Consider the following 23,981-nt stretch of genomic DNA (forward strand, 5'->3'; position numbering starts at 1 on the left):
GTATCATCCAGTATCCTGAGTTCACCTTTGATTCCTGCATCCATGACAGTCGTTATTCCCATACAAAGGAACAACATAATTGTTCCGATGATGGTGTCATGTTTTTGAAGTTTTTTTTGCATGAAACCTCCTTCATCCTTTAAGCGTTTCCTTGTTCGCGACAAATTAATGCCTTAGAAATAAATATACGCAGCTAAGACGCAGTGTCAATAGCTATCGTACCTGCAAGGACTAAAAGCTCGAGCAGTGCAAAAACGACGGCATTGTTGCTATTCGGCCCTCGACCAGAGCATTATACTTCCTTATTACCGGTTCTTCAACTCCGACGTGCAGTAGGGACAGCGCACAGCCTTTATGGAGATTGCCGAGAGGCAGTAGGGGCATTACTTTGTTGTTGGCTCCGCTGCGGCCGGTTTCTTTCCGAGTTTCTTCAAGCGGTTGACGCCCGTGATGATGAGAAACAAGGGGATTGCAACGAGAAGAAAGTTGATGATGGAGGTGATAAACACCCCGTAGTTTATGGATACCGCGCCCGCTTTTTGAGCCTCGGCAAGCGAGGGATAGGGACCAATAGGTGAACCGTCCTTGAGGACAACGAAGAGATTGGAGAAATCGACGTTGCCCAAAAGAAGCCCTAAAGGCGGCATAATGATATCGGAGACGAGCGACTTAACGATAGTCGCGAACGCGGCGCCTATGATGATGCCGACAGCCATATCCACCACGTTGCCGCGGAGTACGAACTCCTTGAAGTCTTTCCACATAAAGCCTCCTCTTATGGCGTTAAGATTAAGGTTTCAAAAAAAAATTATCTGCCTTTCCATTGGTTTGTCAAGCCTTTCTCTCAATCTAAGGCATCAGCCCTTTCATTTGGTTAAGGCGAGATTATGCAAGATAAGTCTTTTACGATCTTACTGGAACCCGCCTAATCGTAGCTGTACGAGCAGAGTCGGACCCGACAGCTCCATCGGTTCAAGCCCGGCAACCTCGTTGATGAGATAGCACGCTCTGTATCCAGCGCCAAGAGTCAGTTTGAGAAACTCGGTTACGTTCAGGGACATATAGAGCGATGGATCAGCTAGGAGCATCGGCGATATCGATTCCTCTCCCGTGACTTCGTTAAACGTCCCTCCGCCTCCCATACCGGCTATTCCGCCTGCGGAAAACTCAAAAAGCGAATGCGGGTTAAAGACGTATTCAGACCATATGCCGCCGAACATCATGCCGAGGGTGTTGTTCCCGATCCGTGGTCCTATTATGGTTGTCAAGCCGCCGACGCCGATGTAGAGCTTGTTGTTTATGAAGAGTCTAGTGCCTCCGCCCGTGAGCATCGAAGGACGCCCTGCAAGAAGGGTAAACTGGCGCGAACCGGCGCCGGTGAAGATAAATCCTTTTTCTTCCGGCTCAAGCCCGGGATCGTAGACTCCGTACATGAGCTTGAGGAACACCGACGGCCCGCTCAAGCCGGATTCATCGAGACCGGCGATGTCCCGCGAACCTGCAATGAGCCTGTAACTCGCGCCTATCCCTATCCTTTCGTGATTCAAGATATTGAAGGAAGCCATTAGTTCAGGCTCCGCTGCAAAACACCAGGAGGAGCGCGCCGTATCGCCTGCGACATCCGGGTCCTGGTATGAGAACCAGCCTGCACCGACCATTGAACCTATTGAGAGATGGAACCAGGAGCGAGGAAAGAAAATGTAATCCATACGCGGACCGCCGTAATAGAAATCCAAGCCTCCTGCGTCGCCTTCAGGCGCCATCCAGTCAAGACCTACGCAGAGGGAAGGCGTGAGGAGGATGTTTGCGGGACCTCCGCCAAACAGGGCAAACTTATCGTTGATGAGGGTTGCGCGGAACTGCGGGCCTCCGTAACCGCCCATGCCCGCTTCCTTGAAAGTAAAAAGCGCGCGGGCTTCTAGAAGCCGTGCGCTTACAATAAAAAACGCAAACGCAATTATGATTCTTCTCTTCAAAATAGCTCCTCGGTCTACATCAAATTCTCAAGTATACGCGCGGCTGTTTCCACGAATTTGGGGCATTCGGTTGCAGTAAGCTTTCGCTCGTGAATAAGCGTCCTTTCCTCGGGAACGCTCATATCGAGACCCAGGAGCTCCTTGCAGATTATGGATGAATGGCGCTCCTTGAAGCGCTTGAAGAACTCCTGAACCAGCTCGTAGTTACGCATCTTTGTTTCGATATCGCGAGCCTTCGTCCTTCCGTATTTGAGGCCGAGCGCCATTAAAGCGCCTGTCACGGCTCCGCATACCTCGCCCATCTGCGCCATTCCGCCGCCGAATGATGAAGCGATTTTGAGTGCGGTTTCTTTGTCGAGCTCCAGTTCGGGCGCGAATGCGGCAAATACCGCCTGCGAGCAGCTGAAGCCTTCCTTGAAGAGCGATTCTGAAGCATCGGTTCTTTCCATCATAGTTCATCTCCTACTGTTAAGATAGCTGTTTTATCTTTGCTCCTCTGTTCTTATGACCTCGACCTTGACGCTCGTCAAAAGCGCGGCCATGGCGCCCACGGCGACGAGTATGGGAGCAAAAAGCGTCAGCACGCCGCCTATCGCGACTCCTGCCGTAAGGGGAATCTCTATTAAGACCTCGCCCTTCTCGTTGCGGATTATGATGCGCCTTATGTTGCCCTCGCGTATAAGCTTCTTTACGAACTCGACGAGCTCGGCGCCTGCGACCTCGAACTGCTCGCCGACCGTGCGCTCATCTCTCTTTTTTTCTTCTGTCATTTTTCTCTCCTAGAATGTCTCCAGCTCCGGGTGTTTTTTTGCTTCATCGATTATCGGCCCCCTTGCCGGAAAACCTAAAGCAAGGCCGCTCCCCCTGGCGACCATAACCTTTTGTCCCGGCTCGATCCCATACATCCTTAAGGTATCCGCAGGAACGGTAAAACATCCTGAACGTAATGCGGTTTGCGTGATTACGCGACAACATGCTCAAGTCCTTTTTACTCCCGTCTTAATCATCTCGTGCTCCCTTAATGAGAATTTCTTGTAGAGTTCTTCGCACTCGGCCTCAATGACTCCCCCCAGGTACAAGTCGATGCGATTCGCCAGATGCGGTACGTTCTCTATCGCAAGACGGGGCTTTATCCAGTTGTCGTGCATGCCGAAAACGATGGAGCCGATCTCGCACATGACGATGGCGCCAAGGCACATGAGACAGGGCTCCACGGTGGTGTATATCGTGCACTCCTGACCGCGGGTCTGAAGAAAGGGCGCGCACGAGCGAAGCGCCCGCATCTCGGCGTGCTCGATGTTGCTCTTCGAGGTTAGAAAAGCATTTGAACCGCTGGCGATGATTTTGCCATCGTGGACGATTACTGCTCCTATAGGCCTATCCCCTCTGGCAAGAGCATTCTCTGCTTCAACTAGCGCCTCCCGCATGTACTTCTCGTGGTCTGCTGAATCGAAGTCCAACCTTACTCCTTGAGCTTTCCTGTAAACGTCACCGGTGCACCGATAAAGGTCTTCTCGAAGAGTTCAATTCCGACGGTGTCGGCGATAAAATGGAACGCTATCGTCCCCCTCTCGATGACGCCGATGGTATTGAAGTCGATTGCGAAGGTATCGGAAGACCAGGAACCATTAAGCGCGACGTCCTGACCCGCATATCTCGAATCGGCGGCAAAGCTTTCACCCGTCGCTATGCGCGGAACGCCGTCGAGGCCGACAGGGAAACGGTTCGTGCGGCCGTTGACCATGAGGGTGATGAAGGCCTCGTTTGAACCGTTATCGAACTCAAGTTTCAACGTCTCCCAGCCTACAAGATTCGAATCCAGCGCCCAGGCTTTGCCGGATACATCGTAAGCTGTTTGAGGCAAGGTTGGCACTGGCTCCGGTAAAGGAGGTTCGCCGGCTTCCTTGATTCCCGCTTCGAGGCGTGCGAATGCGTCCGGATTCTCAGGAAGCGAGCCTCGTCCCATCTTCTTTACCGCAGGTAAAATCACCTGCCCGAGCATGGGTTCGTAAAGATCGGACTCTGCAGCTGAGTTTCCGGCCGTAGTTACTACGATGAGGTCGAGTACGGGTGCCATGAAGATGCGCTGTCCGCCCCGCCCCTTGGCATAGTAGGAACCAAACTTGTACGTCCACCACTGGTAACCGTAACCTTCACCGGACTCAAATTTCGTTCGTGTCTTCGTGGCCTTACGGACGTAGTTTGAGGAGAGTATCCTTCTCGAGTCCCAGAGACCTTTATGGAGATAGAGGAAGCCTAACTTGGCCATATCGAGCGGTCTCATACGGAGATCGCCCCATCCGTGGTTGTAACCCTGCCGGTCGCGAGGCCAGTAAAAGGTATCGATGCCCAGGGGTTCAAAGAGGTTCTTGCGGCAGAACTCCTCCTCGCTCATTCCGGTCGAATTTGCGACGATTGCTCCGAGCAGGTGAGAGCCGCAGCTTGCGTATTCCCATTTCGAGCCGGGCTCGGCTGTTACGGGGAGGTCGAGTGCGAACTGGACGTAGTCAGGGCTTTGCAGCATCTCGTTCAGGGTGACCTCGGTGGGTACGTTCACGCACTTCATGCCCGAGGTCATGGTAAGAAGATTTTTGACCGTTATCTTTTGCTTTTCTGCGTCGAGATTTCGGACGGTTCTATCCGGAAAGTAGGAAAGCATTGTTTTATCTATATCCAGATAACCCTTGTCCTGCGCGATGCCCACAAGTGTCGAGGTGAGGCTCTTGGTGCAAGAGGCGATGTCGTGCAGGGTTGATGGTGAAGCGGGCCAGAAGTAAGCGTCGAAAACAATATACCCGTGCCTGATGATGGTTACCGAATGCATGTGCATGTCATGTTCGCGGATAAATTCCAGGAGCTTTGAGAGGGTTTCGGAGTCCATGCCCTGCGCCTCAGGGGGCGAGGTACGCCAGCCGTCGGTGGGCCAGTAATCTGGGGTTTTTGCACACCCCGAACCCATAAGTACGAGATTCAAAACTATTGCGAACGGCAGAAAACGATTATTCAATACTCCTCCAGTTTTATTCAGAATGATATTCTTTGAGTACGAGCTGTCAACTCACTCGAATATTCGAAAACCGGAGTTTGACAATCAATCCGTTATTAGTAGAATTATGCAATGGTTTGTTAAGTCCATAACCGGCTTCACCATAAAATATAGAATAACGAAAACGTACCGATAAAAACTTTGTTAGGTAGAGGAGAAAAAAGTATGACGATTGTATCGACAAGGAGCGAAAAATGGGGCTTCGCTGCGGTTTGATTGGCCTGCCTGGATGCGGTAAAACAACAATCTTCAACGCCCTGACGGCTGCAGGCGCAAACGCCTTCACTGCTTCGGAATCGAACGTGGCTTCGGTGCCGGTTCCTGATTCTCGAATCGTGAAGCTCGTTAAGATGTACAACGCGCCCAAGATAGTGCCTGCCATGCTTGATGTAGTCGATATTCCGGGTCTGGCGTCGGGCTCAACCGCCGAAGAAGGCAGAGGCTCTAAGCTCCTGGCCCATATCAAGGATGTGGATGCATTGCTGCACGTCGTTCGCTCTTTCGAGGATGCAAACGTTCCTTACGCGAATGATACCGTCGATCCGGTACGAGATGTCCAGACCATCGACCTCGAACTCGTCGTTGCTGATTCCCAGACCGTTGAAAACAAGATTATCCGCATCTCAAAAAAGGCGCGCACCGGAGACAAGGATGCCCAGAAGGAAGTGGCCGCTTGCGAAAAGGTTCTTCGAGGTCTTAATGAAGGCATACCGGCGCGCAAACAGGGGCTCGACGAAGCTGAGAAGAAAGCGGTAAGGGAGTGCAATCTGCATTCGCTGAAGCCGCAAATATACGTTGCAAACATCAAGGACGTTGCCGATGCGGATAACCGCCATGTGAAGGCGCTCGCAAGAGTGGCGGACGCCGAAGGAGCCGAGCTGGTCGTGATATGCGGAAGGGACGAAGCCGAGATAGCAATGATGGATTCGGTCGATCAGGCGATGTTTCTTGCAGAACTCGGTCTCGGAGAGTCCTCAAGGGAGCGGCTAATGCATGCCGCACGCAGAGCGCTCGGGCTCGTCAATTTCATAACCGCAGGCGAGAAGGAGGTCCACATCTGGACATGCCGCTCGGGCGACAAGGCGCCAGTTGCCGCAGGCAAGATTCATACCGACATGGAGAAGGGATTCATCAGGATGGAGGTCATCCGCTACGAGGATTTGGTGACGCTCGGTTCTGAAACCGCTGTTGCAAGGGCCGGAAAACAAAGGGTAGAAGGCAAGGACTACATAGTCCAGGAGGGCGATATCGTGGGAGTGCGCTTCAACAAATCCTGAAGTGTAAGAGGATCCCGGGGTCTACCCCTTGACAGGCGTCCGATTCTTTCTAATGTAATGATTTGCAGAGATAAGTAAATGCCTGTAATCTTATGGAGGTTGCGATGACCAAACAACGATGCGGTTGGGCAGGCGCCCAAAACGAACTCTATCTGAAATATCACGATGAGGAATGGGGCGTGCCCTGCCACGATGATACTAAGCTCTTCGAGATGCTCGTTCTGGAAGGCGCTCAGGCAGGTCTTTCGTGGTCTACGGTCTTGAATAAGAGGGAGAACTACCGCAAGGCCTTCGATAACTTCGACCCGGCAAAAGTCGCGGCGTATGGCGATAACAAGGTAGCCGAACTGCTCGCCAATGAGGGCATCATCCGCAACCGCCTGAAGGTCAACTCGGCAATTCGCAACGCCAGGGTGGTTCTGGAGATTCAAAAGGAGTTTGGGAGTCTTGATGAATACATCTGGGGATTTGTTGAAGGAAAGCCGGTTCAAAACAAAATCCGTTCCATGCGAGAAATCCCGGCAAGAACCGAGCTATCGGATAAGATTTCGAAAGACCTCGTGAAAAGGGGAATGAACTTCGTCGGCTCGACCATCATTTACGCCTTCATGCAGGCAGTCGGTATGGTAAACGACCACGAAGTTGCGTGCTTCAGGCATTCCGAGGTTGGGAGGCTGAGCTAAACCACAATACCCACATTCGCTCGCATCTCTAAGAAGGCAATGCAGAGGCATGCTTTAGCTTGCCTGGACATCATGATCTTGACTCCTGATGCTAATAGCGGATAATACATAATGGCTACGACGCATAAATTGATATTGGGAAATTGCATGAGTATGGCTGAAATTGAAGATGAGAGCGTTCATTTGGTTGTGACCTCGCCGCCATATTATAATGCGCCTTTTGACTACCAGGGGCTGTTCAAAAGTTACGAGCAGTATTTCGGTGTATTGAAGAATTTTGCCAAGGAGAGTTTCCGCGTTCTGCAAGCCGGCAGGATTGTAGTTCTAAATATAGACGATATGTTGGTTGACGGCGAAAAGTTCCCAATTGTTGCCGATGCGACAAAGATATTTCAGGAAGCAGGCTTCAGATACCGTGATAGGATTATCTGGAAGAAGCCTGACGGGTATTTAAGAATCAGCCGCCGCAGCGGCGTGCTTTTGCAGAACATGTGGAATTAATGGTGAAAGAAGAAACCACTTTTTGTAGAGAAAAAATCAACAAGATGCTAAAAAGATCCCAATCGAAAAGTATTTACTCTTTGATAACCTTAGGAATTGTTGATTCTTATGTAAAGACTGGTCAAGATATATGCTCTGACAAAGATATTAGACAATGGTATTATGAAGCTATAAAGCAGATGAAAAGATTCTTGGGGCATGACTTACATATGGGTGGGAAGTATAACGATTCATATCCCACACGAATATCAAAGTACTCGGTTCTAAAAGTGCTCGACGTAAAGAAATACCAACTAACAGAGCCTTTCAAAAAAGAAGCAAAAGAACTTATCAAGTGGATACCAGAAGCTGTGGCGCAATATATAGCCAAGAAGCTTACAATAATTCCGCAGTTAGGAGAAAAGAAATTCAGAAGTGTAGTTTCCTCAAGTGCCAGAAAATTCGCAGAATTGATTGAAAATAACATCGACGTTAATCCTATTAACTTCGAGATATTCAGCTTCGCAATTCTCAAAGTGCACCTCGAAAAGTTCGCATGTAGGATTTACAGGGACACGCGTACATCAGCGCACGACAAAGGCGTAGATATCTCAACTAACTTCGGTGTAGTTTATCAGATAAAGAAAATTAAACTAACTAATCAGAAAATTGCAAAAGGTGTCTACGATGAGTTAAAGTCGAATTTCGACAATGACAGGTTGGAAGATGGGAAAGTAATCATTGTGATTGACGATATAGCAAAACCTGTAAAAGAATACCTTATCGACATGAAGATTCAATCCCTGAGTAAAAGATATTTGCTCGATCTAGCTGGTCAGTTTGATTGTGATGAGGATAGAGAAAAAGTTCTACGGGTTATCTTTGAAGAGTTCAGCAGGGAATACTCAAGCGATATATGAGAAAAGTAATCGCAGGGCGGAAATACATCTTTACTGTCGAATCCAGTAATTTCAGCTTTTACATCGAGGCTTTGGAACCGACCACAAGAAGGTTTTCTTATATCAACAACCTCAACCCTATTTTATCGATATTCAATGTTAGCATTGATGATCCAAAGGTATCTGAATCTCAATGGAAGGTAAAACCTTTGACCTGTGCGTTCTATTTCCAGAAAGCTATATCGTTCTTATCCGACCTTGATTCCCGTGAATATATCGAAGGTGTTTTGGATGAAGATAGAAGCCTGGGGGAATGGGAATACACAAAACCTGGTTGAAGCAAAACACAGCGAAACCAACACCTTGCCCTCGGTAGACGACATTAAGGACGGACTGGTAAAAATGATTCTTTTCACGAACCTAGAGAATGTAAAGGTCGCAGGTAAATCTTACAGCCTGGTTGCAGTACTCAAGTTAACAACAAAAACCGGATTCGATGAAAAGAAACTTAAACCTTCTCAACGTGAAACCTTGGCAAAATTAAAAAAAGAGGCAGAATTTAACGATTTTAAGTTGCAGTTATTATAACCTACCCACCCCTGCCCATGTTCTTATTGACGCACAACACTCAAATCTGACCTCATTCCTTGAACCCTGACCGACCGTCCAGGGGACGGTTTGAAGTTTGCCATTACAACTTTGATTTGAAGGCAAACTTCTGAACGACTTTCCGAGAAAGTCGTCGGGGTCCCCAAAATAACGCTTCGGGCATTATTTTGGGGCGGTTTTGTCCAACTTCTCTCGTCCCACGAAATTGCTCCGCACTTCCGCGGGGACCCCGTAAAAGGACTCTAACCCGGGCCTTGTTCCGTTAATCCTGATTCATTGAGATCGTTAAATTGACTCTTTTCTGTCCATCTTTTGACCACTTTTTGACCATCTTTTGACCATCTTTTGTCCAGCTTAAAACCGCTTGACAAGCTCGGAATTTTGATTATAATTTCAGTTGAATGAATGTTCAATCAACCGAAACGGACGACAAGCGTTCCGCAATATTAAAAGCGACGGTGGAGCTTATTGCCCAGAACGGGTTCCACGGAACGCCGATGTCGGAAGTCGCCAGGAGAGCGGGCGTAAGCGCAGGCATCATCTACCACTACTTCAAGAGCAAGGACGACCTGATTCTCAAGCTGCATATGGATATCAAAAGGCGGTTTGCAGAGGCGCTCGCAGCGGGCGACGACGATAAGATGCCCCCCTATCCGCGGTTTTACAACCTGTGGCGCAACATGATTCGCTATCTTACAGACAATCCTGCGGACCGCGCGTTCATCAGCCAGTTCGATAACTCGCCGTACGACAAGATGTGCGGCACAGAACTGCACTTCACCGCATTTGCCCGAACAGTGGTGTTTATACAGTACGGAATAGACGCCGGCATACTTAAACCCTTTCCCGTGATGGTGATAATGGAGGCCACATTTGCCCTTGCCTCAGCCGTTTCAAGACTCGAATCTATTGGACTTACAATAGACGAAGAGTTGCTGAGGACGACCTCGAAAATGGCCTGGGACGCTATCACCAAGCACGAGGAACCCGGAAGATGAAACAAATTTTTTTGAATTGCGTCTTGAATGAACGTTCAATCAAACACATGATAGAGGAGTCTGAACAATGAAGGCACTTGTTATGAACGGCGCAGAAGACGAATCTTTCCAAATGATAGAAGCCGAGCTTTTACGTCAGTTAGAAAAAAGAGGGTTCACAGTTACCACGCTCCAGATGAGGGAGATGGAGATTGATACATGCGCCGGATGCTTCGGCTGCTGGGTCAAAACACCAGGAGAGTGCGTTATAAATGACGCATGCAGGGATGTTGCGAAAGAGATGGTTCAATCGGATATGGTCGTATACCTCACACCGGTTACATTCGGCGGGTATTCGTATCATATCAAAAAAGCGGTGGATAGATTCATTCCCGTGCTGCTGCCTTACTTCAGGGTTATCAAAGGCGAGATTCACCACCCCCACCGCTACAAAAAAAGGCCTAGCCTGGTTTCCCTAGGTATTTTGGAGAATAAGGACGAGGAACAGGAAAAGATTTTCTATGCGCTCAACCAGCGAAATGCCCTGAACATGGATCCACCCTCGTACGGTGCTGGAATTATTCATTCGAGTCAAGATACGAAAGAATACGCTGAAAAGATTCGAGCAATGCTCGATTCGCTGGAGGTGAAAAGTGCCTAAGGTTTTAGGATTAGTGGGCAGCCCAAAGGGGGCATCGTCAAACTCAAGCTCAATTACGGATTATCTCTTAAAGAAACTATCGGAAAGCGGTTTAGAAACGGAAAAACTTTTGATATACGCGGAGCATCGCAGGGATAAAGAATTGGAAGAAGTCATAAACAAAGTGGATGAAGCGAATGTCGTGGTCGTAACCTTTCCCTTGTACGTTGACAGCATGCCCGCGCGACTTACCAGGGCGCTAGAATTGATTCACGCCTCGCGAAAGGGAAAGAAACCGCAAAAGGACCAGCGTTTCGTGGCTATCTGCCAATGCGGTTTTCCAGAATCGCACCAGAACAATCTTGCTCTCGATATGTGCAAACGTTTTGCAGAGCTATCCGGATTTCGCTGGATTGGCGGAATACCTATAGGCGGAGGCGGGATTATCGGAGAGCAAAATCTTGAAGAAGCGGGCGGCAGGGTCAAACATATCACGAGCGCACTCGACATCGCTGCATCGGCAATAGCCGAAGATTCCGAGATACCGGAAGATGCGATAAATGCGGCCTCCAAATTGCCTATACCGAAGCGAATGTATCTCATGATAGGCAACATGGGTTGGAATAGCATAGCCCGAAAGAACGGTCTTAAGAGAAGACAGATGTTCGCAAAGCCCTACGAAAGGAGTAATTGATGATGGAAAACCGTATATTCGAGAAAAGGGTTCTATTCTTGAGTCTCGTTCTCTTTACCGTCTCATGCTCAACAAGGCCTTCATCTTCAGTAAGATGCGGGAGAGAGGAACTTGTAACGATACCCCTTGGTCATACAACCGCTTATCTTTTAAGAGGGGAGAAAACCATACTAATTGACACCGGGAATCCAGGGGATGGAGAGAAGATACTTGAAAGATTTGACAAACTCGGGATACCGAGAGAAGAGATATCGTTGATTATCCTAACCCACAACAACATAGACCATGCAGGAAGCGCCGCCATGCTTAAGGAGAAACTTGTGGTCCCTTTAGCTGTGCATGAGGCGGATGCCCCCAATCTAAGGCTGGGGACAAACATAGGGACAGCCCGCAGCGCCTTCGGCAAGGTTTTTGCAGCGCTTACCCATGTTAAAACGCTTACTCCTTGTGAACCGGATTTTTACTTGTCCGACGGTATGAGCCTTGAGGCTTACGGAGTGGATGCAAAGATTGTTCATACGCCGGGCCATACACCAGGTTCAATCACCCTGCTTCTTCCGTCAGGCGAGGCTATCGCAGGGGATCTTATTTTCGCCGACTTTCCCTTTTCGGTCAGAAAACCAGGAGAGCCTATGTTCTGCGATGATCCTGGGCTTGCCCGCGAAAGCATTCGGAAGCTTTTGAATCGTTCGCCAAAGATTATCTACGTTGCCCACGGCGGCCCCTTCAAACCCGAAGACGTAAATGAGTATCTCGAAAAAAAGGAGAACAAAAGTGACTAAGAAAACCGCACTGGTTACAGGTGCATCCTCCGGGATAGGCAGAGCTATAGTTCATGAATTGCTTGCGGACGGTTTAGATGTTTATGCGGCAGCAAGAAACGAACAAAGCATTTTTGAATTGAAGGAGAAGGGCGCCCGGACAATTCGATTGGACGTTACCGACAACAATTCGATGGAATCAGCTGTCAGAATGATAGAATCCGAGTCCGGATGCGTTGACGTACTCGTCAACAACGCGGGATACGGTCATTATGGAGCAATAGAGGACGTTTCAATGACCGAGGCTCGAGTCCAGATGGAGACCAACGTTTTCGGCATGGCAAGACTTATTCAGTTAGTTCTTCCGGGAATGAGAAAGAAGGGGCGGGGAAAGATTGTAAACATCTCCTCGATGGGCGGCAAGATGGGCTTTGCTTTCGGCGGCTGGTATCATGCATCCAAGCACGCGGTCGAGGGATTATCGGACGCCTTGAGGCAGGAGGTAGCGCCGTTCGGCATAGACGTCATCGTAATCGAGCCGGGGCCTATACGGACGCCTTGGATAGATGTTTCAGCTGAAAATCTGCGCAAACACTCGGCCGAAGGTCCCTACGCAAAAGACTCCCGCATCATGGCCGAGTTTCTCAAGGCTCCTTACAGGAACAGGATGTCAACAGGACCGGAAGCGGTCTCAAAAATAATATCGCGGGCGCTGAAATCCAAACACTCCCTCCCCCGCTACAGGGCTGGCTGGACAGCGAGTTTCATGATAACGCTGCGCCGGCTGCTTTCCGACAGGGGTTTCGACAATATGGTCAAATCCCAGCTCAAGGCTATCTCAAAAAGACTCGAAAAATCAAAGGAGGTCGCATGACGACAATCTATTACTTTACCGGAACCGGCAACTCGCTCTGGGCGGCAAGAAAGCTCTCGGAGCTGCTCGACGGCGCAACACTCAAGCCAATGGCAAAGCTAATGAAGGAGAAGACCGTTGCCGCGGACTCGGATACCGTTGGGTTCGTTTTTCCTCTTTACTTCTCTGGGACACCCGATATCGTTATGCGGTTCGTGGATAAGATAAATCTGGATAAAGCAGACTATTGCTTTACAGTTGTAACACGCGGCTTAACCGGAGGGATAGTCTTCTCGCAGCTTAACGGAATTCTTGAGCGAAAATCAAAAAGACTGCACTCGGCATTCTACCTGACCACTCACGACAACTACATCCCGAACTTCAACGCACCCAGCGAGGAGAAAGCAAAAAGAATTACAGATTCGGCGCTTTCGCGTATCCAAAAAATTGCAGACATCATCAGGAACAAAGTCGATGAAAAACCCAGGGATTCGCTCGCCGGAAAGCTTACGGGCAACTTCGCTTACCACGGATGGATAAAAGAAGTTCACGAGAAGGACAGGGAGTTCTGGACCGATGAGCAATGCAATTCCTGCGGAACGTGCGTAAAGGTCTGCCCGGTGGACAACGTCGAGATGGTCGATGGAAAGCCGTCCTGGCATCACCGCTGCGAACAGTGCTTTGCCTGCATACACCTCTGTCCGAAGACCTCGATACAGATAGGAAGAAGAACATTGAAACGCACCCGCTACCGCCACCCCGATATATCCTTAAAAGATATAATCGCTCAGAAGGGCTAGATAAGATTTTCTTAGGGCTTTTGGAGCAGATGGGTATTAAAAATTGAACGTGAAGTTCAATGCAAGACCTGTACCCGCTGCAGTCAAGAGTCCTGCCATCTTTACGTTGTTCAATATGAACAGCGGCGTGTTGAAGCAGTATTTATCGCTTGCTTCAGAAAAGTACTCTATCTCGCGATAGACGTGAGTGGCAAAGGTTATTCCCGTCACCCCGTAGAAGAAAGGAGAGGAATAGAGCTCCTGCTGGGAAAGACCCAGGTAAACGAGTGCAAGCCCCAATAAAGCGTCCGAGGCCATGAGAATATTGTTCTTTGGCGTTAACCAGGCAAGTTTGTTCTCGCCCGGAAGATTCATGCCTATCTCGAGCGCCAGGGCTTCTCCGAAAACCATAAGGCCCGTTCCGATTGCAGTGGCTTTCAAAAAGATTTGGTCAGCTCCAGGTAAGCTTGGCGCTAACAGAGGCTCTATCGAACCTGAGTAGTCGGTTTGACTCAGAAGATTGGATATCAGCGGCTGTACACGATTAACCGAAGTATCAGCCGGGAATGCCTGAGCGAGAAATAACAAAAGAGCTATCATTCATCGACCTTTCATTGCTTTTTCCCTGCGTGGGGCTTTTTCTTATCATATCTTATGTTTGTAAAAGCGGTTGTCAAGCTAATGGCCGATCTTCCAACCCATGTTGACACGGCGCACTGAGTTCAGTAGTATTGGACTTACGAGAATCGACTACCGGGGCTGTAGCTCAGCTGGGAGAGCGCCTCGTTCGCAACGAGGAGGTCGACGGTTCGAATCCGTTCAGCTCCATTAAAGTGAATGTCTTTGTTCCGAGTAAAGTTTTTTTAACGCGCGGCGTAGGCCGCGCTAAGGATAAACTGGCTTCCTTTGAGGCTGCACTGAGGCTTGCCGGCATAGCTCCCTTCAATCTCGTAAAGGTTTCTAGCATTCTTCCGCCGGGATGCAGGATAATCTCGCGCTCAAGGGGAGTGGCGCAACTTCTTCACGGACAAATCGTCTTTGTTGTGATGAGCGAGAACCAGACGGACGAGCCGCATCGGCTTATTTCGGCTTCAGTTGGACTTGCAGTTCCCGCAGACAGGACTCAATACGGGTATCTATCGGAATATCATTCCTTTGGAGAAAAGGAAGACAAAGCCGGGGACTACGCTGAGGACCTGGCGGCGCAGATGCTGGCCTCGACGCTGGGAGTTCCTTTCGACGTGAATTCAAGCTACGATGAACGCCGTGAGATATGGAAAATCTCGGATAAGATTGTCAGAACAAGTCATATAACTCAAACCGCTGTCGGCTCCAGGGACACAGGTTGGACATCCGTCATAGCTGCAGCGGTTTTTGTGCCATAGGAGGAAAAATGTCGAAAAAATCTGCTGCAAGAGATATAATAGGTGGAATCTTCGGGGGATTAATAGTAATCTGGACGGGCATAAGCTTCTATCTCGTGATGATAAAGATGATAACGTGGTCCGAATGGGGAGCCTACTTCTGCCTCGGTCTGGCTGCTCTCTTTCTCTTGAACGGCATAGCCTGGCTCTTCGTTCCCGGTCTCAGACGCAGCTTCATAGGCATGCTTATTCCGGCGCTCTTTCTTGGCGTTGTCGGGATTGTGCCCATTCTCGGAGGCGGCTGGAACGCATGGACCACCTGGTGGCCCTTGATTATCGTGGCGGTGGGGCTCGTAATAATAGTCTCAACGATTTGGGGCATAGCTTCAAGACGCCGCAAGGAAGACGAAGCCGTCAAATAGAGATAATCAGAGCCAGGTAACATGGAAGAAAAACAATCGAGAGATGAACGCGAGGATTGGCGCGAGTGCAGCAGGGAGTACAGGGATGAGCGCCGCGCTCGCCGCTACGAGTACTGGAGCTGGCGCGATCCTATAGGCGGCGTGGTCTTCGGGCTCATGATAGTGTGTCTGGGTCTGGCGTTCTACTTCAAGCATACGGGAGTCATCCCTGCATCGAACTGGTGGGCTTATATGCTCGTGGGATTCGGCGGAATATGGATTCTGGGCGGACTCGTCAGGCTCTTCGTTCCCCGCTGGAGCTACCGCGCTCTGGGGATGCTTATTCCTGGAATCATCGTCGGCGCAGTAGGCATGATGTTCATCATAGGCTCATTTCAATTCTGGCCGTTCATACTCATTGCAGCAGGAATCGTAGTGATAGTGGTCGTCATCATCAGAGCAATCTGGCGCTCGTCGAGAAAAGAAGAGTAACCTCTTTCACTTTCGATTACCCTCTCCCCCGGGAGGAGGGTGTCACCCCCAAGGAGCGGTCGGGTGAGGGAATAATCTAGTTTTACCTAGAAGAATAATCAGAACAGATACGGCGGTGTCGATTTTTTTATCTACGCCATAATTATCTGGTAAAGAAAAAATTTTTGGCTTATTCAGCATTAGAATTATTGAATCTGCTTTTCGCAATCTCAGATCCAGGGGTCCAACAACCATCGATGTCATACAGTTCTTTCCCAACAACAACTATTCCCGGGGGACAGGGCAATTTTTCGTTGCTGTCAAGGAACTCATTTATCTTTGTTGCTCTTATATGAAAAAGTGAATTCTCTTAGGATCTTAGGAATAGAATTGAATTTTTCGCCGACGAGTATCTCTCCTCCCACCTGAGGAGGGGTTGTAATCAGACAAATGAAGTAGTCGTTCTTACAAAGATATCCTCACTCCTTGAGGCGTAATGACGCTTTCAAGAGCGTTGTAATAGGTAAAACCTCTGACTAAAGAAACCAACCGGTTTAAAGACCGATCCCCGCGCGAGAGGAGACGATATTACTTTTCAAAAAATCCCCTCTTGACGAGAAGGGGATTACTTTCTGTAAAAACCCTGGAGGAGGTGAAATATTAAAAACCGACAGATCCTCCGGGGTCCCCGAGCAGAAACGAAGTTTATGCTTGGGGTGGTCTATTCGTATAGCTCGCCGAGCCAGACTCCCTGGTAATAGTGCTTGAGGATTCGCTTGGCGCTTGCGCCCCGGCGCGCCATCTCCATCGCGCCGTACTGGCACATGCCCACGCCGTGTCCCCAGCCGTGACCCTCGAACACCATGTTCGAGCCTTCCTCGCGAACCTTGAAGTACGTGCTCTTGAGTCCAAGGGTGGTGCGTATGACCGGTCCCTTTATCTCGAACTTTCCCTGGTCGGTGTTCACGATCATTTTTATCACCCGGCGGGATTTAGGGTTTATATCGAGCTGCCACGTGCGAACCTTTGCGCCATTGGGGATGGCTGATGCTATCATGCCATAGAATTTCTCTTTCGGAACCGCTTGAGACCAGGTGAAGTGAGGAGACGTGGCGCAGTAAGCCTTTCCGAGGAACGGCGCGTCGCGGACTGTGCGAAGATAGGGTATGACCGCTGTCCATGCCTCCTCGGAGTTCGCCGTGTATCCTCCGCATGTGGAGTGGTAGCGCGCGTCGAGGATCTTATCATCCACGAACGCAACCTCACCGCGTGTTTCCTCGACCGCCTTCGTGCACACTGGCGATTCTATAGCCATTCCGCCGTAGGCCTGGTCGCGCGTGTCCGCGTATATGTCGAATCCCTGTTTGCGATGCGAGCCCATTCGAGTAACCGCGTAGGAGCGCGCGCATATCGCCTGCGCTTCTACAGCGTTCATGATATCGGGCGTTCCCTGTCCTATCTCGCGAGGAACCACTCCATAGAGATACTGCTCCATGGGAAGAAGGTTGATTACGTTGAAGCCTGACGTAGTACCAGGGGTTACCGCAAGCCAGCCCCGGTAGGGCTTTCCGTTGAGCTTTAGGACCGTTCGCTCATCAGGTGCTATCTTTATTGGGAGAGTAGGATTCGTGAGATTCTTAGTTCCGTTCAGTACTACCGAGAGACCCTGACCTGTTGAGATATCCCATTTAGCGGCGCCGATAACGGGAAAGGACTCGGATTCAGTGGAGAGCGTATGGTTTCCTGATGCTTCAATGGCTACCGATGCGACATTTTCGCCGACGAGAACGCGAACGACCGGCTCCTTAGTCCACTGCTCAACCGCATAGCGGTTGATGCATCCGGATAAGATGAAAATGGTTATAAGAAACGGGAACAACGAGATTAGCTTATGATTTAGCTTCTTCAATGGTTACCTCCGAGTTGGTGTAAAGACATATCTCCGAAGCGATAAGAATGGACTCCTCTACGATTTCGCGTGCGGACAGCTTGGAGTGCTTTGTGAGCGCACGCGCCGCGGAAAGAGCGTAAGGCGCACCGGAGCCTATTGCGACAATAGCATCATCGGGTTCGATGATGTCGCCTGCGCCTGAAACGAGGAATGCGTTCTCAGGATCGAGTATCGCCATGAAAGCCTCAAGCCTGCGCAGAGCCCTGTCCAGCCGCCAGTCCTTTGCAAGTTCAATAACCGCGCGCTTGAGATTCGAAGGATATTCGTTTACCTTAGCCTCGAACTTTTCATAAAGTGTAAGGGCATCAGCCGTCGAGCCAGCGAACCCCACGAGTATCTTTTCGCCGATGCGCCTGACTTTCTTGGCTGTGTGCTTCATTACCGTATCTCCAAGCGTGACCTGACCGTCAGCTCCAATAACGGCGATTCTGCGCTTGCGGTCAAGCATTCCGAGAACGGTTGTTGAACGGACTTTAAGCATTATTCCTCCGTCTCCATTGACTATTTGTCATCACGAGCCTGTGCCCGTGGATGAGCTTTTTTATAAATCTCCTTGAGGCGAGCCGCTCCGACGTGGGTGTAAACCTGGGTAGCTCCGAGCGAGGCATGCCCTAAAAGTTCCTGCACCGCCCGAAGGTCCGCCCCGCGTTCGAGAAGGTGCGTGGCAAAGGAATGCCTGAGCGCGTGAGGATTGCGTGCAGGAGCGTCACGCAGCTGTGAGAGGTAATAGTCGACAATCCTTCTCAGGTCCCTCACTCCGAGCCTTGAACCTTTACTATCATTCACAAACAAAGGACCGGCCGACGCCCCGCGTTCCGAGATGTACGCTTTCACGGCATCTGCGGCACGCGAGCTCAAGGGAACTATCCGCTCCTTTGATCCTTTACCCAATACTTTTATCTCCCCTGCTTCGAAATTGATGTATTCTATATCGATGCCGGAAAGTTCTGATATTCGCAAACCCTCGTCGTAGAGCAGCTCTATGACCGCCCGGTCACGCGCAAGATTGAAGTGCCCGTCAAGAACCTCCTCCATCTGTGACAGGGTAAAGACATCAGGCAGCCTGCGCGAGACCTTCGGACCCTTTACGAGACGAGCCGGATTGCGTTCGAGTTCTCCTTCCCTGCAGAGGAACTTGTAGAGGCTCTTCGCTGAGGAGAGCCTGCGCCTGATGGAACGTTTTTCGTAGCCGAGTCTCGACTGAACTGCTATGAAAGCTCTTATATCGGCCCTTTCGACTTCAAGAATATCCGTCTTCCCCTGGTATTCATTCAGGAAATCCACGAAAGCGCAGAGATCACCTCTGTAAGCCCTTAGCGTGTGCTCCGAGGCTTTGCGTTCGTCGCGCAGGTACGAGAGGAACTCTTCAGCCCGAGCCGGGAGAGGCTTACGCGGGTTTTCACCCTTCACTTGCATCCTCTAATTTCTTTTTTAAAGTCTTTGCTGGCCTGCGCTTTAGTTTGTCGGGACTGCAGTGGATGCAGTATGCGCCCGAGGGGTCTGCAACCATGGCCCTGGAACATACGGGGCATTTTTCATCGCTCAACGGGTGAGGTGATGTAAATGTGCAGTTTTCATTGGAGCATTTATAGAACTTCCCGCGCTTGCCGCGGAGTTCTAACACATCGGCCGAGCATAAGGGGCAGGGCTGTGAGAGCACGTATGGAGAGGTCGTCTTGCACTCGGGGTAGCGAGAGCAGGCGAGAAAACGACCAAAGCGTCCTACCTTGACGACCATCTCTGCGCCGCATTCAGGGCATTTTTTATTCGTGGTTTCTATCTTTACTTCCCCCAGAGGCTTTGTGTAGCGGCACTCCGGGAATCCAGAGCATGCAAGGAATTTCCCGAAGCGTCCCCATTTCTCGATGAGAGACTTACCGCAATTGGGACAGGTCTCCCCGGTTTCCTTGACGACTTCCTCTTTGAGATCGGGTATCTCCTTCTCGACTGCTTCAAGCGCTGCGCTGAACGGCCCCCAGAAATCCCTGAGCGCGTTCTGCCATTCGAGTTTCCCTTCGGCTATATCATCAAGCTCGCCCTCCATTCTTTTGGTAAACTCGACGTTGAAGAGCGTCTGGAATCTGGGGACTATTAACCCGTTGACGAGCATACCGAGCTCTGTAGGAATAAGAGTGGAACGTTCGCGTGTCGTGTAGTGGCGGTCGGACAGCGTATCGACTATCGTTGCGTACGTGGAAGGTCTGCCGATGCCGTTGGCTTCGAGCTTGCGGATAAGTGAGGCTTCGGTGTAGCGAGGAGGAGGCTGAGTCTCCTTTGCTTCAATCGTTAGTTCCAGGAGCTTTACCTTGTCGCCTGTAGAAAGTTCCGGAAGGATGAAATCGGTCTCCCTCTTCTCACGGGAATAGACCCTTTCGTAGCCTTCAAAGATTCTTTTTGAGGAGCGCGCTCTGAAAACGAAGCCGGAGTGCGATATCTCCATAACTTTCTGTTCGTACCGTGCATCAGACATCTGCGATGCGATGTATCGTTTCCATATAAGATCATAAAGACGTTTTGCGTCACGTTCGAGGAATGAGGCTACGAGCTCCGGACTGCGATCGAGACCGGTAGGGCGCACGGCTTCGTGAGCGCCTTGAGTGCCGTCCTTATCCTTGTAGGCGTGTAATTTCGACCATTCCTCGCCCATAGTATGCATTATATAATCCCTAGTCGATGCGAGAAATTCGGGCGCTACGCGCAGACTGTCCGTTCTCATGTAAGTGATTAAGCCAACAGTCGTATCTTCAAGCGCCACTCCTTCGTAAAGACCTTGCGCAATCCTCATGGTGCGGCGCGGAGCAAATCCGAGAATGGAAGCTGCCTCCTGCTGCAGGGTTGAGGTCTTGAAAGGAGGCAGGGGTGGGAAGCTCTTCTCGGATGTGTCAAAGGCCGAAACCTCGAGAGACAAGCCGGTCCGCAGTTCCTTCTTCGCCTCTCTCATCCCGGCTTCGTCTATACGTTCGACACGCTTGCCTTGGATTTTAACTAGTTCGGCCTCGAACCTTTCGTCTCCGACTTCGAACATTCCTTTGATAATCCAGTATGGCTCAGGCTTGAAGGACGCTATTTCAGCTTCGCGCTCCGCAAGAATCCGCAGCGCCACGCTCTGTACCCGGCCTGCCGAGAGACCGCGTCTGACGAGTTTCCAGAGTATGGGCGAAACCTTGTATCCGACGAGTCTATCGAGGATACGTCTTGCGGACTGCGCGTCAACCAGAAGTCTGTCTATCTGACCTGCAGACGCTATCGCCTCCTCGACACCTTTTTTGGTAATCTCATAGAAACGCACACGGGCAATCTCAGCGTGATTGAGCTCCTCGGCAAGATGCTGCGCTATTGCTTCTCCTTCTCTGTCAGGGTCTGTTGCAAGAAGCACCCTTTTGACCTTTTTGGCAGCGTCCTTAATCGCCTTGAGGTCCTTGCTCTTGCCCCGGATTTTTATGTATTCGGGTATGAACTCGCCGTCCTTTATCTCTACCCCGAGCCTCGACTTGGGAAGGTCCTTTACGTGGCCTTTGCTTGAAAGAACGCCCGCCCTTGCTCCCATAATCTTCTTAATCGTCCGAGCCTTTGTCGGAGACTCAACTATTATCAGGTCTTTCATACTTCTCCAAAAAATCCACTACATTCTTCATGTCAAGCGGAAGCTTGCTTTCAAAAACCATCTCCATGCCCGTATGCGGGTGAAGGAAGCCAAGCACTCTCGCATGAAGCGCCTGCCTGCCTATCCGCTCAAGACACCCTTCGAGCACCTCTGCCTCCAAGCGTGATTGAGGCATTATTTCTTCGCGACCGCCGTATTCGCCGTCGCCTATTACAGGATGCCCATAGTGCCGCAGGTGGACCCTTATCTGATGGGTCCTGCCGGTAACCAGCCACACCCTGACGGCCGATACGCATCCGGCATACACCTTTTCGAGTTTGAAGCGCGTTGCCGCCTCGCGCGATTCTATTGGCGTAACGTTCATCCTGCGCCTGTCGAGAGTCGAACGCCCGATGGGCGCCCGAATCTCTCCTTCGTCAAGCTCCATGCGGCCCCACGCAAGAGCGAAGTACTCCTTGCGCATCGTTCGGGCCTCTGTCTGCCTGGTCATCTCGCGCAGCGCTTCGTAGGTTTTGGCGAAAAGGATAAGCCCTGTCGTGTCTTTGTCAAGCCTGTGCACGACTCCGGGACGAACCTCCCCCTTCTCTCCTCGCGGCAGATCGCCGCAGTGTGCAAGGAGCGCGTTGACAAGCGTACCGCCCGTGTGGCCGCGCGCAGGGTGAACCACCATGTTCACGGGCTTGTTTATGAGTATTATGTGTTCATCTTCGTAGACGATATCGAGCGTGATCTCTTCGGCCTTCAAGGCCGCATCAGGGTCCGGAAGTTCGAGAAGAGCATACACTTCATCGTTCTCAGTAAGCTTGCTTGCAGGCTTAGCCTTTCTTCCGTTTACGAGCACCTTGCCTTCCTTTATGATATCCGCTATCATGGAGCGTGAAAGCCCCACACCGGACGTAACAAGGTAGCGGTCAAGGCGAACGCCCATCATTTTGCGGGAAACAATACGTTTAAACTCTTTTTCCACGAAGCTCCAGCTTCATTGCGCCTATTATGTCACGTATTTTCTGCTTGCCAAGTTCCAGAAGCTTGAAGAACTGCTCATCGGACAAAGGATCCCTCTCTGCGGTCATTTGCAGCTCTACAATCCTTCCGTCCTCTGTCGCCACTACGTTTGCATCAACATCGGCCGAGGAATCCTCTTCGTAGGACAAGTCGGCGCAGGCTTCTTTGCCGACGATTCCCACGCTTACGGCTCCGACGAACTGCCTCACGGGATGACGTTTGATTATTCCCTGTTTCTGGAGCGAGTTGCAGGCTTGGTAGACAGCCATGAAGCCTGCACATATGGAGAGCGTGCGCGTTCCTCCGTCGGCCTGAAGCACGTCGCAGTCAACCGTTATCGTGTTTTCTCCGAGAGCGTCGAGATCGAAACCCATCCTGAGCGAACGTCCGACGAGCCGCGATATTTCCTGCGAGCGGGCGGACGGTCTGCCTTTCAGCGATTCGCGGGGGTTCCGGCCGGGCGTGGATGCGGGCAGCATCGAATATTCTGCGGTTATCCAGCCTTTGCCCTTGCCTTCTAGCCACGCGGGAGGAGATGGTTCGAGCGATGCGGCGGCAAGCACTATGGTGTCGCCCGCCCGGGCAAGGCATGAGCCGGATGAGAATTTGAGATAACCGAGTTCGAACGAAAGCGGACGGAGTTCTTCAGGATTGCGCTTGTCAGGTCTCATTACCAAGGCTCACTCTAGTCACGTCTTCAAGCTGTTTTCCCAGACACCGCTCGCCGATGACCCTGAAGTTCGGTGAAAGATCCGTTAGATAAAATCTCTGAAATCCTTTGTGTGATTCCTCGCGGGCAAGCCCCATCTTGGAAAGAATCTCCGAGGCCGCACGTGCGGTTTCATCACCGGAGTCGACAAGCGTAACCTTTCCGTTGAAGAACCGTTCAAGCAAAGGCTTAAGAAGCGGGTAATGGGTGCATCCGAGAAGAAGGGTGTCTATGCCGTCTTCCTTGAGAGTGAGCAGATACTCCTCTATCACCCTGTACGTAACCTCCTTGTCGACCCATCCTTCCTCAACAAGGGGAACGAGAAGGGGCGTCGATTTGGCTATTACCCGGACTTCCGGATTCGCACGCAGTATCGCTCGTTCGTACTCGCCTGCCGAGATTGTGGCGGTCGTACCTATCACGCCTATCCGGCTGTTGCGGGTCGCTTTTGTGGCGGTGCGGGCGCCTGGATCTATCACGCCGATAACGGGAATATCGAAATCCTTCTTGAGGAAAGGCAGGGCGGCCGAAGTGGCGGAATGGCATGCAACTACGACCATCTTAACCTGGCGTTCTACGAGAAACTCCGTATCCTCTCGCGCGAAGCGCCTGATGGTTTCAGCGGATTTCGTTCCGTAGGGAAGCCTGGCAGTATCTCCAAGGTAGATTATGTCCTCGGATGGAAGAAGCTCCTTAAGCGAGCGAACGACCGTAAGACCTCCTATCCCCGAATCGAATACTCCTATCGGCTGGTCTTTTGTCAACTTATACATCACATTCCTTTGGCTTTTTTTATAATAGA

At 50.7% G+C, this 23,981-nt stretch carries 27 protein-coding genes, 1 tRNA gene and 2 pseudogenes; 16 read left to right on the forward strand and 14 right to left on the reverse strand.

The genetic code is table 11. The features are described 5' to 3' along the window. Positions 1-305: 305 nt before the first annotated feature. From mscL to GX441_00030, 6 genes and pseudogenes are all read right to left on the reverse strand, one after another. Positions 306-764 (reverse strand): annotated as a pseudogene (gene mscL, locus GX441_00005) (large conductance mechanosensitive channel protein MscL). A gap of 147 nt (positions 765-911) precedes the next feature. Next, the gene (locus GX441_00010; GenBank protein NLI97028.1) at positions 912-1,976 is read right to left on the reverse strand and encodes a hypothetical protein; all 1,065 of its coding nucleotides are present in this window, start codon (positions 1,974-1,976) and stop codon (positions 912-914) included. Between the two features lie 14 nt (positions 1,977-1,990). Continuing rightward, positions 1,991-2,425, reverse strand: a complete 435-nt coding sequence (locus GX441_00015) for a C_GCAxxG_C_C family protein (protein ID NLI97029.1) — start codon at positions 2,423-2,425, stop codon at positions 1,991-1,993. Positions 2,426-2,458: 33 nt separating this feature from the next. Beyond that, complete coding sequence (locus tag GX441_00020; GenBank protein ID NLI97030.1) at positions 2,459-2,746, reverse strand: DUF4342 domain-containing protein; 288 nt, start codon at positions 2,744-2,746, stop codon at positions 2,459-2,461. A 207-nt stretch (positions 2,747-2,953) separates the two neighbouring features. Beyond that, complete coding sequence (locus GX441_00025) at positions 2,954-3,403, reverse strand: nucleoside deaminase (GenBank protein ID NLI97031.1); 450 nt, start codon at positions 3,401-3,403, stop codon at positions 2,954-2,956. Positions 3,404-3,438: 35 nt separating this feature from the next. After that, entirely contained in the window at positions 3,439-4,983 is a 1,545-nt protein-coding gene (locus tag GX441_00030; GenBank protein NLI97032.1) for a serine hydrolase, read from the reverse strand. 233 nt (positions 4,984-5,216) lie between these two features. Here GX441_00030 and ychF point away from each other — a divergent pair, with 233 nt between their 5' ends. The 12 genes and pseudogenes from ychF to GX441_00090 all read left to right on the forward strand — a co-directional run bounded on the left by ychF (position 5,217) and on the right by GX441_00090 (position 13,695). Continuing rightward, on the forward strand, positions 5,217-6,299 hold the full coding sequence (ychF, locus tag GX441_00035) for a redox-regulated ATPase YchF (protein ID NLI97033.1): 1,083 nt from the start codon (positions 5,217-5,219) through the stop codon (positions 6,297-6,299). 104 nt (positions 6,300-6,403) lie between these two features. Then, positions 6,404-6,982, forward strand: coding sequence for a DNA-3-methyladenine glycosylase I (locus GX441_00040; GenBank protein ID NLI97034.1), 579 nt, complete (start codon positions 6,404-6,406; stop codon positions 6,980-6,982). A 111-nt stretch (positions 6,983-7,093) separates the two neighbouring features. Beyond that, positions 7,094-7,471: pseudogene (locus GX441_00045) on the forward strand (site-specific DNA-methyltransferase). An 11-nt stretch (positions 7,472-7,482) separates the two neighbouring features. After that, entirely contained in the window at positions 7,483-8,382 is a 900-nt protein-coding gene (locus tag GX441_00050) for a HaeII family restriction endonuclease (protein NLI97035.1), read from the forward strand. Further along, entirely contained in the window at positions 8,379-8,699 is a 321-nt protein-coding gene (locus tag GX441_00055; GenBank protein NLI97036.1) for a hypothetical protein, read from the forward strand. Before GX441_00050 ends, GX441_00055 begins: the two co-directional genes overlap by 4 nt. Next, the gene (locus GX441_00060; GenBank protein ID NLI97037.1) at positions 8,653-8,949 is read left to right on the forward strand and encodes a hypothetical protein; all 297 of its coding nucleotides are present in this window, start codon (positions 8,653-8,655) and stop codon (positions 8,947-8,949) included. The genes GX441_00055 and GX441_00060 overlap by 47 nt, the downstream gene beginning before the upstream one ends. 422 nt (positions 8,950-9,371) lie before the next feature. Continuing rightward, the gene (locus tag GX441_00065; GenBank protein ID NLI97038.1) at positions 9,372-9,968 is read left to right on the forward strand and encodes a TetR/AcrR family transcriptional regulator; all 597 of its coding nucleotides are present in this window, start codon (positions 9,372-9,374) and stop codon (positions 9,966-9,968) included. Positions 9,969-10,035: 67 nt separating this feature from the next. Then, positions 10,036-10,608, forward strand: a complete 573-nt coding sequence (locus GX441_00070; GenBank protein NLI97039.1) for a flavodoxin family protein — start codon at positions 10,036-10,038, stop codon at positions 10,606-10,608. Beyond that, positions 10,601-11,281, forward strand: a complete 681-nt coding sequence (locus tag GX441_00075) for an NAD(P)H-dependent oxidoreductase (GenBank protein ID NLI97040.1) — start codon at positions 10,601-10,603, stop codon at positions 11,279-11,281. The genes GX441_00070 and GX441_00075 overlap by 8 nt, the downstream gene beginning before the upstream one ends. Then, positions 11,281-12,063, forward strand: a complete 783-nt coding sequence (locus GX441_00080) for an MBL fold metallo-hydrolase (GenBank protein ID NLI97041.1) — start codon at positions 11,281-11,283, stop codon at positions 12,061-12,063. Before GX441_00075 ends, GX441_00080 begins: the two co-directional genes overlap by 1 nt. After that, positions 12,056-12,916, forward strand: coding sequence for an SDR family NAD(P)-dependent oxidoreductase (locus GX441_00085; GenBank protein NLI97042.1), 861 nt, complete (start codon positions 12,056-12,058; stop codon positions 12,914-12,916). Before GX441_00080 ends, GX441_00085 begins: the two co-directional genes overlap by 8 nt. Next, entirely contained in the window at positions 12,913-13,695 is a 783-nt protein-coding gene (locus GX441_00090; protein NLI97043.1) for a 4Fe-4S binding protein, read from the forward strand. The genes GX441_00085 and GX441_00090 overlap by 4 nt, the downstream gene beginning before the upstream one ends. Before the next feature lie 36 nt (positions 13,696-13,731). Here the strand turns inward: GX441_00090 and GX441_00095 are convergent, their stop codons facing one another. Further along, on the reverse strand, positions 13,732-14,274 hold the full coding sequence (locus GX441_00095; protein NLI97044.1) for a hypothetical protein: 543 nt from the start codon (positions 14,272-14,274) through the stop codon (positions 13,732-13,734). 155 nt (positions 14,275-14,429) lie between these two features. On the opposite strand from GX441_00095, the gene GX441_00100 reads away from it, so the two are divergent. From GX441_00100 to GX441_00115, 4 genes are all read left to right on the forward strand, one after another. Continuing rightward, positions 14,430-14,502 (forward strand) — tRNA-Ala (locus GX441_00100). Positions 14,503-14,507: 5 nt separating this feature from the next. Beyond that, positions 14,508-15,059, forward strand: coding sequence for an arginine decarboxylase, pyruvoyl-dependent (locus tag GX441_00105; GenBank protein NLI97045.1), 552 nt, complete (start codon positions 14,508-14,510; stop codon positions 15,057-15,059). A gap of 8 nt (positions 15,060-15,067) precedes the next feature. Continuing rightward, entirely contained in the window at positions 15,068-15,460 is a 393-nt protein-coding gene (locus tag GX441_00110) for a hypothetical protein (protein ID NLI97046.1), read from the forward strand. 21 nt (positions 15,461-15,481) lie between these two features. Further along, on the forward strand, positions 15,482-15,931 hold the full coding sequence (locus GX441_00115) for a hypothetical protein (GenBank protein NLI97047.1): 450 nt from the start codon (positions 15,482-15,484) through the stop codon (positions 15,929-15,931). A 700-nt stretch (positions 15,932-16,631) separates the two neighbouring features. Here the strand turns inward: GX441_00115 and GX441_00120 are convergent. From GX441_00120 to GX441_00150, 7 genes are read right to left on the reverse strand one after another with little or no spacing between them, the layout of a single operon-like run. Further along, a complete protein-coding gene (locus GX441_00120; protein NLI97048.1) occupies positions 16,632-17,819 on the reverse strand; it encodes a SpoIID/LytB domain-containing protein in 1,188 nt (395 codons plus the stop codon). After that, a complete protein-coding gene (gene hslV, locus GX441_00125; protein NLI97049.1) occupies positions 17,800-18,342 on the reverse strand; it encodes an ATP-dependent protease subunit HslV in 543 nt (180 codons plus the stop codon). Before hslV ends, GX441_00120 begins: the two co-directional genes overlap by 20 nt. Positions 18,343-18,362: 20 nt before the next feature. After that, complete coding sequence (locus GX441_00130; GenBank protein NLI97050.1) at positions 18,363-19,271, reverse strand: tyrosine recombinase XerC; 909 nt, start codon at positions 19,269-19,271, stop codon at positions 18,363-18,365. Beyond that, a complete protein-coding gene (gene topA, locus GX441_00135) occupies positions 19,261-21,465 on the reverse strand; it encodes a type I DNA topoisomerase (protein ID NLI97051.1) in 2,205 nt (734 codons plus the stop codon). The genes GX441_00130 and topA overlap by 11 nt, the downstream gene beginning before the upstream one ends. Beyond that, positions 21,443-22,432, reverse strand: coding sequence for an RluA family pseudouridine synthase (locus GX441_00140; protein NLI97052.1), 990 nt, complete (start codon positions 22,430-22,432; stop codon positions 21,443-21,445). Before GX441_00140 ends, topA begins: the two co-directional genes overlap by 23 nt. Next, the gene (gene rph / locus GX441_00145) at positions 22,416-23,141 is read right to left on the reverse strand and encodes a ribonuclease PH (protein NLI97053.1); all 726 of its coding nucleotides are present in this window, start codon (positions 23,139-23,141) and stop codon (positions 22,416-22,418) included. Before rph ends, GX441_00140 begins: the two co-directional genes overlap by 17 nt. Then, positions 23,131-23,952 (reverse strand): glutamate racemase, encoded by an 822-nt coding sequence (locus tag GX441_00150; protein ID NLI97054.1) that lies wholly within the window; start codon positions 23,950-23,952, stop codon positions 23,131-23,133. Before GX441_00150 ends, rph begins: the two co-directional genes overlap by 11 nt. Positions 23,953-23,981 lie beyond the last annotated feature (29 nt).

This window comes from bacterium, from assembly GCA_012517375.1.
In the GTDB taxonomy this organism is placed as follows: Bacteria; Hydrothermota; Tepidihabitantia; order B3-TA06; family B3-TA06; genus JAAYVC01.

Excerpts from the sequence above, each read along its gene's own strand:
- GX441_00015 (NLI97029.1), bottom strand. The coding sequence starts at position 2,425 with ATGGAAAGAACCGATGCTTCAGAATCGCTCTTCAAGGAAGGCTTCAGC.
- GX441_00020 (NLI97030.1), bottom strand. The coding sequence starts at position 2,746 with ATGACAGAAGAAAAAAAGAGAGATGAGCGCACGGTCGGCGAGCAGTTC.
- GX441_00025 (NLI97031.1), bottom strand. The coding sequence starts at position 3,403 with ATGCGGGAGGCGCTAGTTGAAGCAGAGAATGCTCTTGCCAGAGGGGAT.
- ychF (NLI97033.1), top strand. The coding sequence starts at position 5,217 with ATGGGGCTTCGCTGCGGTTTGATTGGCCTGCCTGGATGCGGTAAAACA.
- GX441_00040 (NLI97034.1), top strand. The coding sequence starts at position 6,404 with ATGACCAAACAACGATGCGGTTGGGCAGGCGCCCAAAACGAACTCTAT.
- GX441_00050 (NLI97035.1), top strand. The coding sequence starts at position 7,483 with ATGGTGAAAGAAGAAACCACTTTTTGTAGAGAAAAAATCAACAAGATG.
- GX441_00055 (NLI97036.1), top strand. The coding sequence starts at position 8,379 with ATGAGAAAAGTAATCGCAGGGCGGAAATACATCTTTACTGTCGAATCC.
- GX441_00060 (NLI97037.1), top strand. The coding sequence starts at position 8,653 with ATGAAGATAGAAGCCTGGGGGAATGGGAATACACAAAACCTGGTTGAA.
- GX441_00065 (NLI97038.1), top strand. The coding sequence starts at position 9,372 with ATGAATGTTCAATCAACCGAAACGGACGACAAGCGTTCCGCAATATTA.
- GX441_00070 (NLI97039.1), top strand. The coding sequence starts at position 10,036 with ATGAAGGCACTTGTTATGAACGGCGCAGAAGACGAATCTTTCCAAATG.
- GX441_00080 (NLI97041.1), top strand. The coding sequence starts at position 11,281 with ATGATGGAAAACCGTATATTCGAGAAAAGGGTTCTATTCTTGAGTCTC.
- GX441_00090 (NLI97043.1), top strand. The coding sequence starts at position 12,913 with ATGACGACAATCTATTACTTTACCGGAACCGGCAACTCGCTCTGGGCG.
- GX441_00095 (NLI97044.1), bottom strand. The coding sequence starts at position 14,274 with ATGATAGCTCTTTTGTTATTTCTCGCTCAGGCATTCCCGGCTGATACT.
- GX441_00110 (NLI97046.1), top strand. The coding sequence starts at position 15,068 with ATGTCGAAAAAATCTGCTGCAAGAGATATAATAGGTGGAATCTTCGGG.
- GX441_00115 (NLI97047.1), top strand. The coding sequence starts at position 15,482 with ATGGAAGAAAAACAATCGAGAGATGAACGCGAGGATTGGCGCGAGTGC.
- hslV (NLI97049.1), bottom strand. The coding sequence starts at position 18,342 with ATGCTTAAAGTCCGTTCAACAACCGTTCTCGGAATGCTTGACCGCAAG.
- topA (NLI97051.1), bottom strand. The coding sequence starts at position 21,465 with ATGAAAGACCTGATAATAGTTGAGTCTCCGACAAAGGCTCGGACGATT.
- rph (NLI97053.1), bottom strand. The coding sequence starts at position 23,141 with ATGAGACCTGACAAGCGCAATCCTGAAGAACTCCGTCCGCTTTCGTTC.
- GX441_00150 (NLI97054.1), bottom strand. The coding sequence starts at position 23,952 with ATGTATAAGTTGACAAAAGACCAGCCGATAGGAGTATTCGATTCGGGG.